This is a genomic window from Streptomyces sp. GbtcB6 (assembly GCF_019091475.1).
GTDB lineage: Bacteria > Actinomycetota > Actinomycetes > Streptomycetales > Streptomycetaceae > Streptomyces > Streptomyces hyaluromycini.
The window spans coordinates 146,840-161,449 of record NZ_JAGXJL010000008.1; the positions used below are offsets into that span (position 1 = coordinate 146,840).

General features: G+C 69.0%; 14 protein-coding genes and 2 pseudogenes. 1 reads left to right on the plus strand and 15 read right to left on the minus strand.

What is annotated here, in order from left to right; translation table 11 throughout:
* Nucleotides 1-24: 24 nt before the first annotated feature.
* The 12 genes and pseudogenes from ureG to KVT45_RS16055 form a co-directional block, all read right to left on the minus strand.
* Complete coding sequence (ureG, locus tag KVT45_RS16010; protein WP_217547981.1) at nt 25-738, minus strand: urease accessory protein UreG; 714 nt, start codon at nt 736-738, stop codon at nt 25-27.
* Between the two features lie 41 nt (nt 739-779).
* Nucleotides 780-1,454, minus strand: coding sequence for an urease accessory protein UreF (locus KVT45_RS16015; protein ID WP_217547982.1), 675 nt, complete (start codon nt 1,452-1,454; stop codon nt 780-782).
* A 95-nt stretch (nt 1,455-1,549) separates the two neighbouring features.
* Entirely contained in the window at nt 1,550-3,547 is a 1,998-nt protein-coding gene (gene ureC, locus KVT45_RS16020) for an urease subunit alpha (RefSeq protein ID WP_217547984.1), read from the minus strand.
* Nucleotides 3,540-4,217, minus strand: a complete 678-nt coding sequence (locus KVT45_RS16025) for an urease subunit gamma (protein ID WP_217547985.1) — start codon at nt 4,215-4,217, stop codon at nt 3,540-3,542. The genes ureC and KVT45_RS16025 overlap by 8 nt, the downstream gene beginning before the upstream one ends.
* 430 nt (nt 4,218-4,647) lie before the next feature.
* On the minus strand, nt 4,648-5,322 hold the full coding sequence (locus KVT45_RS56300; protein WP_254646852.1) for a transposase: 675 nt from the start codon (nt 5,320-5,322) through the stop codon (nt 4,648-4,650).
* Between the two features lie 66 nt (nt 5,323-5,388).
* A complete protein-coding gene (locus tag KVT45_RS56305) occupies nt 5,389-5,889 on the minus strand; it encodes a transposase (protein WP_308310736.1) in 501 nt (166 codons plus the stop codon).
* A 542-nt stretch (nt 5,890-6,431) separates the two neighbouring features.
* Nucleotides 6,432-6,533, minus strand: a pseudogene (locus tag KVT45_RS58090) (3-oxoadipate enol-lactone hydrolase); the annotation flags it as partial.
* A 520-nt stretch (nt 6,534-7,053) separates the two neighbouring features.
* A complete protein-coding gene (locus tag KVT45_RS16035) occupies nt 7,054-7,785 on the minus strand; it encodes a transposase (RefSeq protein WP_217547987.1) in 732 nt (243 codons plus the stop codon).
* Between the two features lie 225 nt (nt 7,786-8,010).
* Nucleotides 8,011-8,304, minus strand: coding sequence for a DUF1330 domain-containing protein (locus KVT45_RS16040; RefSeq protein ID WP_217547989.1), 294 nt, complete (start codon nt 8,302-8,304; stop codon nt 8,011-8,013).
* A gap of 33 nt (nt 8,305-8,337) precedes the next feature.
* The gene (locus KVT45_RS16045; protein WP_217547991.1) at nt 8,338-9,771 is read right to left on the minus strand and encodes an MFS transporter; all 1,434 of its coding nucleotides are present in this window, start codon (nt 9,769-9,771) and stop codon (nt 8,338-8,340) included.
* Entirely contained in the window at nt 9,768-10,130 is a 363-nt protein-coding gene (locus KVT45_RS16050) for a MarR family transcriptional regulator (protein WP_217548255.1), read from the minus strand. The genes KVT45_RS16045 and KVT45_RS16050 overlap by 4 nt, the downstream gene beginning before the upstream one ends.
* 173 nt (nt 10,131-10,303) lie before the next feature.
* Nucleotides 10,304-10,450, minus strand: a pseudogene (locus tag KVT45_RS16055) (transposase); the annotation flags it as partial.
* Between the two features lie 157 nt (nt 10,451-10,607).
* On the opposite strand from KVT45_RS16055, the gene KVT45_RS16060 reads away from it, so the two are divergent.
* Complete coding sequence (locus KVT45_RS16060) at nt 10,608-11,375, plus strand: dienelactone hydrolase family protein (RefSeq protein ID WP_217547993.1); 768 nt, start codon at nt 10,608-10,610, stop codon at nt 11,373-11,375.
* Between the two features lie 1,239 nt (nt 11,376-12,614).
* On the opposite strand, the gene KVT45_RS16065 is transcribed toward KVT45_RS16060, so the two are convergent.
* From KVT45_RS16065 to KVT45_RS16075, 3 genes are all read right to left on the minus strand, one after another.
* The gene (locus KVT45_RS16065) at nt 12,615-12,827 is read right to left on the minus strand and encodes a hypothetical protein (protein WP_217547994.1); all 213 of its coding nucleotides are present in this window, start codon (nt 12,825-12,827) and stop codon (nt 12,615-12,617) included.
* A gap of 187 nt (nt 12,828-13,014) precedes the next feature.
* Entirely contained in the window at nt 13,015-13,872 is an 858-nt protein-coding gene (locus tag KVT45_RS16070; RefSeq protein WP_167450166.1) for an AfsR/SARP family transcriptional regulator, read from the minus strand.
* 114 nt (nt 13,873-13,986) lie between these two features.
* Nucleotides 13,987-14,592: a LuxR C-terminal-related transcriptional regulator gene (locus tag KVT45_RS16075; RefSeq protein WP_217547996.1), complete on the minus strand. Its 606-nt coding sequence runs from the start codon at nt 14,590-14,592 to the stop codon at nt 13,987-13,989.
* Nucleotides 14,593-14,610 lie beyond the last annotated feature (18 nt).

Genomic DNA, 14,610 nt, shown 5'->3' on the forward strand with positions numbered 1-14,610 from the left:
GTCTCCTGCCGGGTCCAAGCGGGATCAGTGTGCGGCGACGGCGGGTTCGGGCCGCGCGGTGCCGTGGTGCCAGGCGGTGAGGCGTTCCAGCACCCAGTCGGCGACGGGCCGGACACCCTCGTCGCCAGTGAGGGAGGTGAAGACGACGGGGAGGTCGCCGCGCCGCTGGGCCGCGTCGGAGGCCATGGTGGTGAGGTCGGCGCCGACGTACGGGGCGAGGTCGGTTTTGTTGACGACGAGGAGGTCGGCGGTGGTGATGCCGGGTCCGCCCTTGCGGGGGATGTCGTCGCCGCTGGAGACGTCGATGACGAAGATCTGCGTGTCGACGAGGCCCTTGGAGAAGGTGGCGGTGAGGTTGTCGCCGCCGGACTCGACGAGGATCAGGTCCAGGGGGCCAAGGCGGTCCTCAAGCTCTTCTACGGCCTCCAGGTTGGCGGAGATGTCGTCGCGGATCGCTGTGTGCGGGCAGGCTCCGGTCTCCACAGCGGTGATCCGCTCGGGGGGCAGGACGGCCTCGCGGAGCAGGAACTCGGCGTCCTCACGGGTGTAGATGTCGTTGGTGACGACGGCAAGCGAATAGCGGTCGCGCAGGGTGCGGCAGAGGGCGGCGACGGTGGCGGTCTTGCCGGAGCCGACCGGACCGCCGAGGCCGATCCTGAGGGCGCGTCGGGTGCCGTCGGGGCGGTGGGCGTCGGCGGAGACGGCGGTGGGGCCGTCGTGCGTGTGGTCGAGGTGCATGGGCGTGAGCTCCTTGGGGTGCGGTGAGTCCGGGGTCGGCGTCAGGAGGCGAACAGACGCATCGGCCAGGCGGCGTGCTGTTCGGCGGTGATGTCGAGCAGCGGCGACGATGCGGCCGGCAGGATGCCGACTCCCTCATCGGCGACGCGGGCGGCAGCGTCGGCGGCCCGGCGGGCCACGGTGTCGACGTCGTCGCCAAGACGGGCCAGGACCGCGGTGGCGTCGAACGGGTCGAGGCCGAGCAGCCGCACGGCCGCGGCGGCGGGGGCTCCGATGCTGTCGAAGGCCGCGGCGTGTGCGGCGTCCAACGCGGTGAGGCCGGCCCCGTGGGCGGCGACGCCGAGCACCACGGGCTGGTGGGCGCCGCCCGGCAGATCGCGTGCAAGCCGCTCCAGTGCCTCGCACGGCCAGGCCGCGCGGGCCGCCCGCAGCATCTGCCGGCCCAGCTTGCGGGCCGTGGCCCGCAGTGCCGGGGCGGGTGTACGGGCGTCGGCGGCCTCGTCCAGGACGAGCGGATCGTGTCCGACTGCGGCCGCGGCTGCCAGTGAGGCGGCGGTGAGGCCCGCGGTGTGCAGGCGGCCACGGCAGAACGCGTAGAGGGTGGCGGGATCGTGGACGGCGCGGGCGGCGACGGCGGCCTCGACGCCGCCGGAATGCGCGTGGCCTCCTGCCGGGAAACGGCCGTCGGTCAGGACGAGGAGAGCGGTACGGCTCATGGACAGGTGGCCATGCCTTTCGAGGGCGCGGCAGGACAGACGGGACGGGAGACGTCCGGCCTGCCGGGCCGCCCGCCCCGTCGTCCGCCAGACGGTCAGAAGATGAAGTAGCGCTGGGCCATGGGAAGTTCCGACGCGTAGTGCGTGGGGGCGGGCCGCTGGGGGCACGGCGCCTCGTCGGCCTGCGCCTGTTCCTGCTTCTGCCGGCGCAGTTCGGTGATGCAGGTGTCCTCGATGAACACCTCGTAGGTGTTCGGGTCGACCCGGATGTGCGGGGTGGCGTCGTTGAGGACCATGTGCTCTTTGAACACTCTGCGGGTGTCCTTGATTTCGTACAGGGACTTGCTGATGCCGAGTTCCTGCGCGGTGACCGTGGCCTGCGGGCTGACGAAATTGACCGAGTTGGCGCCTGGCGCGTTTCCTGTGGCGCCCCACATCGGGCGGGGCAGGACGGGCTGCGGCGTCGGGATGGACGCATTGGCGTCACCGACCTGGGCGTAGGCGATCTGCCCGCCCTTGAGGACGAGGTGCGGCTTCACGCCGAAGAACTTCGGTTCCCACAGCACCAGGTCCGCCAGCTTGCCCCTCTCCACGGAGCCGATCAGGCCGTCCGCGCCGTGGGCGATGGCCGGGTTGATCGTGTACTTGGCGACGTAGCGGCGGGCGCGGAAGTTGTCCGCCTCTTCGCGCTGCTGTTCCTGCTCCTCGGCGGTGCCTTCGCGCAGCTGGCCGTAGCGGGTCTTCATCACGTGGGCGGTCTGCCAGGTCCGCATGATCATCTCGCCGATGCGGCCCATGGCCTGCGCGTCGGACGACATGATCGAGATGGCGCCCATGTCGTGCAGCAGATCCTCGGCAGCCATCGTCGAGGGGCGCACCCGGGAGTCGGCGAAGGCCCGGTCGGCGGGCAGCTCCGGGTTGAGGTGGTGGCAGACCATCATCATGTCGATGTGCTCCTTGACGGTGTTGACCGTCAGGGGGCGCGTCGGGTTGGTGGAGGCGGGCAGGACGTTCGGCTCCCCGCACAGGGTGATCATGTCGGGGGCGTGGCCGCCGCCCGCGCCCTCGACATGGAAGATGTGCAAGGGACGGTCCTTGAACGCCGCCTTGGTGCTCTCCACGAAGCCCGCCTCGTTCAGCGAGTCCGCGTGCAGGGCAAGTTGCACGTAGTTGCTGACGACTCCCTTCTCCGGGTCGTCGTCCTCCGGGTTGTTCCTGCCCTCGCACACCTTCAAGCAGGTGTCGATGACCGCGGGGGTGGCGCCCCAGTCCTCGTGGATCTTGAAGCCGATCACGCCGGCCTTCACCTGGTCGAGCATCGAATCGCGGGACATGGTGCTGCCCTTGCCGAGCACCCCGATGTTCACCGGGAACTCATCCAGCGCCTTGAAGAGCCGTTCGACGTGCCACTTGCCCGGGGTGACGGTGGTCGCGGTGGATCCCTCGGCCGGTCCGGTGCCACCGCCGATCAGGGTCGTCACACCGGACGCGAGGGCCTCGCCGATCTGCTCGGGGCAGATGAAATGGACATGGGTGTCGACCCCGCCCGCGGTCAGGATGCGGCCCTTGCCTGAGATCACCTCGGTCTCCGGGCCGATCACGAAGTCCGTCGGCCCGTCCGTCCGGCCCTCGTGGATCGGGTCCATGGTCTCCGGGTTGTACGCCTTGCCGAGAGCACTGATCTTCCCGTCCCGGATCGCGACGTCCGCCTTGACCACACCCCAGTGATCCAGGATCACCACGCCGGTGATCACCGTGTCCGGAGGACCGCCCTTGCCATCGCCGCGTGGCCTCGCCGACTGGCCCATCGACTCACGGATCACCTTGCCGCCGCCGAAGACCACCTCGTGCCCGCTCCTGCTCATCAGCGGGCTGACCTTGCTCTTTTCCTTGCTCCGGCAGTCGTCCTCGTCCTTGGCCGCAGGAACCGGCAGAGCGTGCACCCGATGCTTGCTGAGACCGCCTGCCCAGTCGTCGGTGACCTTGATACGCAGCGCGGTGTCCGCCAGCCGGATCTCGTCCCCGGTCGTCGGGCCGAACAGGTCTACGTAGTCCTCACGCTTGGTCGTCCTGGTGTTCTTCCGCTCAGCCACCGTCACCAGCTCCCTCACCGGCGGAGTCGTCCGGGGCCTGGTCCTGCAGGACCCCACCTACCAGCCCGCGCAGCCCCAGCACCTTCCGCTCGCCCTCGATGCGCACCAGCTCCACTGTGCGGCGATCCCCCGGCTCGAACCGTTCGGACGTACCGGCCTCGACGTTGAGCCGTTTGCCGTATGCCTCCGCCCGGTCGAAGTCGAGCTCTTCGTTCGCCTCGAAGAAGTGGTAGTGCGACCCGACCTGCACCGGCCGGTCGCTCGGGTTGTGCACCGCGATCTCGGTGACGTCCAACTCCGGGTTCAAAGGCACTGCCTCATCAACGAAGTCGACTTTGCCGGGGTGGAGTTCGATCTCCCCGCACGGCTCGTCGAACGGGTCGTGGATCGTCACCAGCTTCGTGCCATCAGGGAACGTCGTCTCGACCTGGACGTTGTCGATCATCTCCGGGACACCGTCCATGACGTCGTCCCTGGTCAGGACCCCCCGCCCCGAGTCCATGATCTCGCCGACGCTCCGGCCGATCCGCGCCTGGTCGTAGACGTAGGCAGTGAGCAGTGCCACCGCCTCCGGATAGTTCAGCCTGATTCCCTGCTCTCTGCGCTGCCGCGCCACGCCGGCCGCCACATGGACCAACAGGCGCTCCTGCTCATGGGGAGTGAAATGCATGGTGCCCTTCTGCTCCAGAGTCCAACGTCTGCCGACGGCGCGGGCAGGCCGGGCCACCCAAGCCGGACGGCCGGGCCACGCTGCGCCACGTCTGATCGTCCTGGCTCGGGCTGACATGTCGACGCGGAAGTTCCGCTTTCACTTCGGACGGGCGGCGGGGCGAACATTTCGGCGAGGGAGGAAGGAATAAGACTTCAGACTGCGAATCGGCGAGTTCCGGACAAACAGGGTCCACTGCCCCAAGGGGCGCAACACGCGAACGTTTCTGCGCCGAGGCACTGGGCCTCACGGCCTGGAAGCGCACTTGCAGCCGGACAGGAGCCGCCGCCCCTTCGGTGATCACATACCGCCCTTCCCCTGACAATGCCCGTTCAGGAACCGGCACGCACGCAGACGTCTGGTGTCGGCAGTGGCCGGTTCACGACAGCCCCTATGAGCGGGGTCCTGGCTGTAGCTGTTTGACCAGGTGGAAGACCTCCCGGGCCGCGTAGCGTTTGAGGCAGCGGACGATTTCGCGCCGGGTCTTGCCCTCCTTGACGCGGCGCTCGTAGTAGTCCTGAGTGCGCGGGTCGACCTTTAGTCGGGTGAACACGATGCGATGGAGCGCGGCGTTGGCCTGCCGGTCGCCGCCGCGGTTGAGGCGACGGAAATGCCGGCGTCCCGAGGAACGCTCGACCGGACTGACCCCGCACAAAGCGGCGAAGGACGCCTCACCGTCCAGGCGCTCCGGGTTGTCCCCCACCGTGATCAGCAAGGCGACGGCCGTGTCCGGACCTATCCCCACCACATCGAGCAGCTGCGGGGCATGACATTTCACGAGGCGGGCCAGACGAGCGTCCACATCCCGGATCTCCTCGGAGAGCTGGCCGATCCGGCAAGCCAGCAGACCCAGCGTGACGCGAGTGGCCTGCAGCACCCCCGCTTCACCGCCCTCTTCCTGGCTGCTCGCGTCGGTGAACCGCGCGCAGGTACGGAAGAGCTCGGCGTTGCCCAGTCCGGCCAGTTCTTCCCGCAAGGCGGGGTCGGCAGTGATGAGGACGGCTTTGAGCTGGTTGATGGCCTGTGTGCGGACTTTGACGGCCGACGCCTTCGTGAGTTTGTACATTCTCGCGATCTGAACCGGCCCGTCACCCGCTTTGGCCCTGGCGCGGGCCCGCCCGCTCAATACGGCTCACACCGCGTTGTGGGCATCGAGCGGATCCGATTTGCCGCACTGACGGCGATCTGCCCGGTACATCCGATTCACGTCAAACACGTCTATGCCCTGGGCCAGCAGAGAGCGGGACGGGGACGCCCCGTAGGAGCCGGTCCCCTCCACTCCGGCCCGTCTCACGGTTCCTAACTTCCTGGCCCACTTCAGCAGATCGCGGTATCCCGCCGCAGAGGCCGGGAACTCGCCAGTGGCCAGCACCGTCCCCGTCACGGAGAGCACCGCAGCCACATGGGCATCCCGGTGCGTGTCCACTCCCAACACCACCTCCCCCACAGGGCGACGACGACGGGTCTGCGGAGCAGGCGGCGTACTGGACATGCCCGCTCCCCTTCCGGTCCGATAGCGCGTCGCGTTGCCGGTACCGGGCCGCGTCGGGCGGTCAGAATCGTGAGGACGCCACTCGAACGGCAGGCCCCTATCGAGACACGCCCCGCCGGCCCGGCACCGACAACGCACCATCCCCAGCCAACGGCCGACACTGTGAGACCGGGACACAATGGTCAGAGATGTCAGGAGTCAGGCCCGGACCCGGGACAGCACCCACCCATTCTCCCGCCCGTCACAGCCCCTCCCCCAGAAACACTGAGCATGCTCAGTGCCAGCTCCCGGAGCACCCTGGATCTGACACCGGCCGATCATTCTGCGGCACAGAGACCGACATCTTGGTTCAGGTTGCTTCACTACCAGGGCGGCGCCTCTCGAGGGCTGTAGGACAGGGCACCAACGAGCTGACGTCCGGGTCGAGTGGGTGGCCGCGCGGCGGCGCCCGTTGTGGGCCCTCAAGGAGGCGTTCACAGACGCCGCAGCAGGATCGAGGAGCGGACCTCGCCGCTGAGGAACGCTGAGGCACCCTGCCAGCACCTGCCCGGCGGGGGCCTCAGCGACCATCACGTGTCACGTTGCTGTCACCAACCCCGTCGACGCACCTGGACCACAAAGGCCCCACCTGCATGAACAGCAGCGATGTAGACCACGTGGACGCCTGAGGACGGCTTCTACGACATGTGCCATGTGGTACCCAGCGAGGGACCCAAGATCAGGACAGGAGCGTCTTCTGGCCCGTCAAAGCGGTATTGCAGGGTATTCGCTGGCGTCTCACTCACCCGCCTGACCCTCTCATCTGTCACGAGATGTCACATCGCCGGGGTGGACCTGGCGGGCCTTGCCCCGCTCCGGCAGTGCCGGAGCTGCCGACGAGAGCCCAGGTATACCTTCTCCGGCATGTACTCGTGGCCGTGTCGGCAGTGGGCCCTCCGGGCGCGTGCCTCCTTCAGTCGCTACGAGCAACGCTCTCCTCTTTGATCACGACCTCCAGGCGGTTCGGGCTGCAGCATCGAGTGTGGTGGCACGGACGAGGCTCGGCGTGACTCACCTGAAAACCTCCGGGAATCCTGCCCAACAGCTGCTTGAACACCACACGGTGAACGCTTGGTAGAAGGCTGGGCCGTAGCCGGGTGCTCTCAGCCTGGATCCGCAGAGCCGCGTTCGATGAGTGCGGCTCGTGATTTTCGGGTCGACTTCCTCGGCATTTCGGGCTGGTGGGCATGGGTGGGTGCCGGGTGGCCGTTCCGGTGGCGGGGTCTCCGAGGTCCTTGGTCGTGGGCGGGCAGGTCGAGCGGTCGGTCAGGTGCGGAGGCGGCAGCCGATCACTGCCCACAGGGCCGTGAACTCTGCTTGCCAGGGCCATCGTTGTGGTAGGTGGAAGGTCAGCGTGCGGGCTCCGCCAGCCAACCTGGCCGGGATGGTGAGGAGTTGGCGGCGGATGGCGCCCGTGCGGGCCTTGGCATGGAACGCCGAGGCGAGAATGCCGAGGGCGCGGGTGAGGTTGTGCGCGACCGTGGCCAGGGTGAGCCAGGCGGCGTTCGCGGTGAACTTCCCCGACGGCAGGTGGGCCGGTGCGGAGTCCTCAAGGTCGGCGAAGACCTGCTCCACGATGGCGTGCGCGCGGTGGCACTTCTCGGCCTCCACCAGCTCGTACGGGCTGTCGGTGAAGACCGTGTGGAAGCGGTATGCCTTGAACAACTCGCCCTGGACATCGGAGATGTGGGCGTCGTTCAGCCGTCTGACCCGGCGGACCAGCAACCGGGCGGTGGTGCGGTACTTCTTCGCCTTGCCGGTGAACGCGGTGTACTCCACCTCGGCGACCTCCGCGTCCGAGATCCAGCGCCCCTCGTCCTTGTCCCAGATCGCCTTCGGGTACTTGATCGGCCTCCAGGCGTCCTCCGCGATGGTGGCGACCAGCCCGCGGACCTTCTTGCGCTGCGCGACCGCCAGGGAAAAGCGCGCCTTGTGGCGACGGCAGGCGGCGACCACCTTGTGGGAGAAGAACGCCGAGTCCGCGCGGACGATGATCATGCCGGTGGCGCCCCTCGCGCACCCACGAACTCGGCATCCAGCCCGAGGCGTACGACCCGAAACCCGACGCCGACTTCACCCCGCCGCGCGAGCAGGACCTGACCACCGCCGGTCTCGGCCAGGCTGCCTGAGCCGTGAGGAAACCAGCTGGTGACTCCCTTCACGGGAGCGGGCCGGTACACCCCAGAATCCTGCTGCTTCAGTGAAGATCCGACTGGACCTCGGTCAGTCGATGCCTTCGACGATGCGGAAGTCGCGCTCGACGCCGTCGGAGAGGGCAACCAGCGCCTCCTGGTAGGCCGCACTCTCGTGCGCCGCGACGGCCTGCTCGAAGCTGTCGAACTCGATCAGGACGGTGCGCTCGGCGATTCCTGCGTCATGCGCCACGACCCGACCGCCACGGACGAGTACCCGGCCGCCCCCGGCCTTGACGGCCGCAGGGGCCAGCTTGTTGTAAGCAGCCAGCTTCTCAGGGTCTGAAATGGTGCGGTAGACGCTGACCCAGTAGCCCTTGGGCATGGAACCTCCTGTGTCGGGATGAGTGCATCTGACTTACGGGTTGGCCTCGGACGAGCGTCGGCGGGTGAGAGCGAGGCTTGTCAGCGTCGTGATCGCCATGGCGCCGATGCCGACCAGCGCCGCGGTGGTGTAGGCGCTGTCGTCGGGGAAGAGGTGGCCGGGGCCGGTGCCCGCGGCGAGGATCAGGCCACCGATGGCGCTGCCCAGGGAGTACCCGACGCTGCGGACGACGTAGTTGAAGCTCATGGCGCTCGACGTCTCGCTCTTGGGGGTGACGGCCAGGATGACGCCGGGCATCGCGGCCGAGAAGCCGCCGACGCCGAAGCCGAGCACGCCCATCGCCGCGAACAGTTCGGCCAGGTCCGACCGGGCCGCCGCGAACAGGGCGAACCCGCCGCCGACCACGACGGCGCTGCCGGCCAGGAGCAGGGGGTCGGCGATCCGCGTCCGGACCCGCGGCGTGAGCTTGCCGGCGACGAACCCCAGCACCGAGAACGGGATGAGGACCAGCCCGGCGACGAAGGTCGTCAGCCCGAAGCCGTAGCCGGCGCCGTGCGGCGTCTGCGCGTACCGGGTGATGAGCGTGAGCAGGAGGTACATGCCGATCCCGCCGACGAACATGGCGATGTTCGCCCCGGCGACCGCCGGGTGCCGCACCGCCCGCACATCGACCAGGGGCGTCGTGCCGCGCAGCTCGATGACGGCCCAGACGCAGAGCAGCACCACCGCGACGACGGCGAGGCCCGCCGCCACGGCGAGGTGCCGGCTCCACAGATTCCGTTCGCCGGCGAGGAACAGCACCAGGAGCAGCGCAGCGGCCAGGACGACCGCGCCTGCCACGTCCACGTGGGCGGAGCGGCCTTCGGGGGCTTCGGGCATGGAGCGCCACGCGGTCAGGAGGGCGGCGGCGGTGACGACCAGGCCGAGGCCGTAGGCGGCCCGTACCCCGCCGAGCTCGGCGAGCAGTGCGGCCAGCGGGTAGCCGACGCCGGCCCCGATGATCGAGACCACCGAGATCAGGGCGATCACGGCCGCGCTGCGCTCCTCGGGGAGGTGGTCCCGGGCCACGCCCATCATCAGCGCCGTCAGCCCGAGCCCGACGCCCTGGGCCGCCCTGCCGGCCAGCAGCCACGCGAACGGCAGCGGCAGCACGGTGAGCGCGCTGCCGGCGACGACGACCGCCAGCGTGGCGAGGATCGTGGCCCGCCGGTGCGGGCCGGCTCCGAGCCGGCCCAGGACCGGCGTGGCGACGGCGCCGCTGAGCAGCGCGACGGTCAGCGTCCACTGCGCGCTGCCGAGCGAGACGTGGAACGAGGTCGCCACGCTGGTGATGAGCGGCGTCCCGAGGCTGGCGACCGCCGCCACGACCAGAGCGATGAACATCAGGGCGGGGACCAGCAGCCGCGCCTCGGAACGCGCCACCGGGAACGCCTTCGCCTCGACCCCGCCGACCGGCTGCCCGGTCACTGCTTCGGCCCTTCGCGGTCCTGGCCTTCGAGCTCTGCCAGGTGCTTCAGCGCCGGAAGGGCCGCCACCAGCGCCTCGACCTCGTCGCCGGTGAGCTCGCCGATCAACCGCTCGAACGCGTGGACGCCCGCCTGGCGCCGCGTCCGGACATAGGAGGCGCCGGCCTCGGTCAGGCACACCAGCGTGACCCGCTTGTCGGACGCGTCGCCCCGCCGCTCGACCAGGCCGGACTCCTCCATCACCCGGACCAGGGTGGTCATCGCGGGCTGGGTGACGCCCTCGACCGCGGCCAGGTCGGTGATGCGCCGCGGGCCGGTCCGGTCCAGGGTGGCCAGGGTGGCGGCGGACGTCAGGCTCATGTCCCGGGGCAGGCGTCTCGCGGCCCTGGTGGCCAGGCCGTAGAGGGCTGCCCCGATGGCGGCGGACGCGCCAGGAGCGGTGTCTTGACGACTCATGCTCGAAGCGTAGCAATTTTATATTCATAGTTTATGGAAATGGTCGACTGGCGCGGGCGGCGCGCCCCTTGAGCAGGCCGGTCGCGGAAGTCGGACAGCACGCTGTGGTGGAAGCCGGGGTCTTCCAGCTCCAGGCCGAGGGCGTACTTGAAGTCGATGCGGCCGCGCACCGCCTCGGCGGCCTGGCGGTCCGACAGGTTCAGCGCGTACTGCGGCACGCAGACGGTGGCCCGGGCAGGTGATCCGACGGCGCTGCCGTGGGGGCGGGGTTTGTGACGGTTCTTGTGGGTCCTCGCCGTATTTCAGAGGGATACCCGCGCTGTTCTGCCAGCGGCAGAACAGCGGCCGGACCGGGCTCCACGATCACTACCGTCCAGTCTCATGACGACGATTACGACGCGTACGGTCGAGTACCCGGCCGACGGTTTGACGATGGTCGGGCACCTCGCGCTCCCGGCCGGTGTCGACCGCCGGCCCGCGGTGCTGCTCGGACCAGAGGGCATGGGGCTCAGCGACGTCGAGCGCCGCCGGGCCGATGCTCTCGCCGAGCTGGGATATATAGCGCTGGCCTTCGACCTTCATGGCGGGCGCTATTTGGGCGACCCCGAGGAGATGCTGGCCCGCTGCCTGCCGCTGCTCGCTGATCCCGAGCGGATGCGAGGCATCGGCCATGCGGCGCTCGATGTGTTGCGCACCGAACCGCGGACCGACCCCGACCGGATCGCCGCCGTCGGCTACGGCACGGGGGGTGCCGTCGGGCTGGAACTCGGGCGCGACGGCGTCAGCCTGCGCGCGATCGGGACAGTCAACGCACTGACCACGGGCCGACCGGGCGAGGCGGCGCGCATTCGCTGCCCGGTGTGGGCCGGGGTCGGGTCGGAAGACCCGATCATGCCGCCCGCGCAACGGAACGCGTTCACCGCTGAGATGCAGGCCGCGGGCGTCGACTGGCGCCTCGCGGTCTACGGCGGCGCCTTGCACGCCTTCCACCACCCGCCGGTCGGCCACCCCGTGGTCCCCGGCGTCGGCTACCACTCACGGCACGCGCAGCGAGCCTGGCGCGACGTCGTCAACCTGCTCGCCGAGTGCCTGCCCGTGACGGAGGATCTGGGGCATGACCCAGGCAAGCATGCTGGCCCCGGGCACTGACAGTCCACTCCCCTCAAGTCCGCACAGCAGAAACGCATTCGGGCGGTTACTCGATCGCGGAGACGTATTCACAACTACCGCAGTAAATACCGGATTTACTGCGGCAGAGCCCCTACCGTGATCACCGCGGAAGGGCGGGACGGCGTGACGATCGAACCGGTGACCGAACTCGGGAGCGGGGGCGCACTTCGGTTGCCGCGCGCTCGGGTCGTACCTCTGTCCGCCCCGCCGTCGTCGTACACCGCGGCGGTCGAGCGGTACCTCACCGGCGCGGGCATCACGAAGTCGCCATGCGCCGACCGCGGCGAGGACAGATCTATACCTTCTTGCCGATGGGCGCGGATCTGACGGCGCCGTTCCCCGGGCATGCGAACGCCCCGTTCTTCACCAAGATCGACCGCACCGACCTGCCCTCTGAACACCCGCTCAATGCGCTGCTGTTCGACGCTGTCGCCGAGACCTGCCTTGCGGCTGCGGCGATGCTGCGCGCTGTGCCGGAGGCCGAATGGGGGCGGCCGGCGGTGGATCTCATGAGCCGGGAGAGCGGCAAAGGCTCAGCCGGGCTGCTGCGCGCGGCAGCCCGGCGAGTACACGGCTGCGATCTCGCCGACGTGCCACTCGTGCCTGTTCTCGCCGCCGATAGCGCCGATGGCGCCGATGGCGCCGATGGCGCCGAGCGAGAGGCGGCCTGGGCATCACCCCGTGGTGCGATCCTGTGGCCTGACCCCGAGCTGACCCTCCTCACAGCACACCGCGCCCACGCGGCAGGCGTCGTGGTGGCGGACCCGGCCGTGGGCAGCGAACGCCTGCATCGGCTGGCGGCCACGTGCAAATCCCTCGCGTGCCCGGTGGAGCCGGACCGGGAGACACTCGCCGGGCATGTGGAGCGGATCGCGGCAGCCCTCCCCGTCCGACCTCCCACCGCGCTCCTCCGCGGTCCGGGTGGGACACCGCGCCGCACGCGGCACACCGAGCGGCGGGAGCGGATCGGCAGCGCGGAATCGGCCCACGCCGGGGGCGTCACGTGGCGTGCGGACGGGTCCGGTCCCGGCCGGCGGTCATCCGGGGTCCGACCCGGTGGACGCGGCGGCTGTGAACGTGGTGCCACGGTTGTGAGGATGCGGTGGTCGCCGCACACCCCTGGGGTGAGTCCGCGCCCCGCCCCCGGCTGCGTCACGCCGCCCCCGGCCGACGGTCACCCCTGGCGATCGCCGGCGTCGACCGCCCGTCGCCGGCCGGTCACGAGGAGGGCAAGCGGTATCTCGACCCCGTGCCGTTCCAACTCTCCGGGTCCATGGCCCGGTAGTGGTGGTTCACCGTGCCGGACGACGGGTGGTTCGCCACTCCGCCGACGGGGGAACCGACGATGACGGCGGCCAGGATGAACGGCAGCGCCAGGACGGCGGCAAGCAGGGACTGACGCAGCGGAACGCCGGATTTGCATCGCTTCACTTCATGTATCCGTTCTGGTGAGTTCTGCGCCGCGTGCCACCGGGCCCGCAGCGATTGGCCATGCTGGCAGGCCGTGATCAACGGGTGATCAATGTGCAGGTCGGGCGGTGAATCGGTGGCTGCTGTGCCCAATGCCGCGACGGCCGCCTCCGCGACGGGAGCGCCTTCCCGCAGGCCGTGAACGACGTCATGGAGCGACGCTCCGGTCCGTCGTCAGTCCACCCATGATGTCCGCGTCGTCGGCCAGGATCGCCTGGTGCAGCGCATGCAACTGCCGTCCGGGGAAGATTCCCAGGTCGTCCGCGAGCAGCTGGTACGCCTCGCGATAGGTGGCCAGCGCGGCGTGGCGTTGGCCGGACCGCCACAGGGCCATCATGAGATCCGCGCGCAGTCGTTCCTGGTGCGGATGATCGGCGACCGTGGCGAGGAGTTCGGGAATTATCTCGAAGTGCTGACCGTCCGCGAGCTGCGCCTGGAAGTACTTCATCAGCAGTCCGAGCCGGAACTGTTCCAGCCTGGCCGCCTCGGCCTGCATGACCAGAGTGTGGGTGAGGCCGCTCAGCGGCTTGCCCCGCCACAGCCGGATCGCCTCGCGCAGCAGCCTGCCGGCCTCCTTGGGCGCACCGTTGTGAAGGCTTTCCTGGCCGAGCTGCCACAGTTGCTGGCACCGCTCCAGGTCGACCTGATCGGACTCGGCCGTGAGCTGGTACCCGTCGCTGGTCGTGATCAGACGGACGCCGGTCGCGTAGGCGAACTGCCGGCGCAGGCGGCTCACGTACAGTTGGATGTTCTTCTTGGCGCTCGAGGGTGGTGCCTCTCCCCAGACGGCCTCGATGATGTCGTCGACCGAGACGTGCCGGTTGGCATGGAGACACAGGTAGGCGAAGAGGATCTGCGGCTTCGCTCCTCCCGGGGACACGGTGACACCGGACACGAGGATCTCGAGCGGCCCTAAGAGATTCAGCTGAGTGGGGCCGGTCTCGACCCCCGCGTCCGGGTCGGCGTCCGAACGGGACGTTCCGCCGCCCTGCCACGCTCTGCGCATGAGCTCCACTCCTACCCCCTTACGAGAAACAAGGACCATCCGGGGAAATGGCGACGCGTCCTGATGACGGGCCGCGTGTCAGACGAGGGGCAGGGCATAGACTCATCCGGATTCCTATTTTATGAACTCATCGGCGACCCGGGGCGGCCACGAATTGATTTGCAGTATTCCCGTCGAGTAGGCGAGCGCGATCAGCGCCACCCGATTCGGCATGCCGAACTGCCGGAGCATGCGCGAGATGTGGTAATCGACGGTCTTGGGGCTGATGAATAAACGTGAGGCCAGGAATTCTGATGTCAGTCCTGCCGCGGTTCCTTCGAGGATTTTCGCCGCCATCTCACCGATGACCAGACTCTCGCTGACGGTCTTCGGCCCGGCGGGGTCCGTGGGGTGGAAGAGCTGTATGACCACGGCTCTGTTCGGCGAACTACCCCATAGGGCTGTCGCCGTGAGCACGGCCCTGAGCGGTGTGGCAGACCGTCGCCGCAGTGCTATGCGGTGACTGAACTGGTCCCGGTCTCCGACGAGCAGCTGGTTCAGGTCGCGGTCGATAGCCTCGCGGAGGTCCGATTCTATGAGGTAGCGAAACGGCTTTCCGTACAGTTCCTCGCCCGACCCGCCGAACTGTCGGAAGAATTCCGGACTCCCGTACTGCATCTGGTGCTTGCGGTCGAGAAAAACCAAGACCTCTCTGTCCGTTGTCAGCGCAGAATGACCCATTCGTGCTCCTGTGGCTTT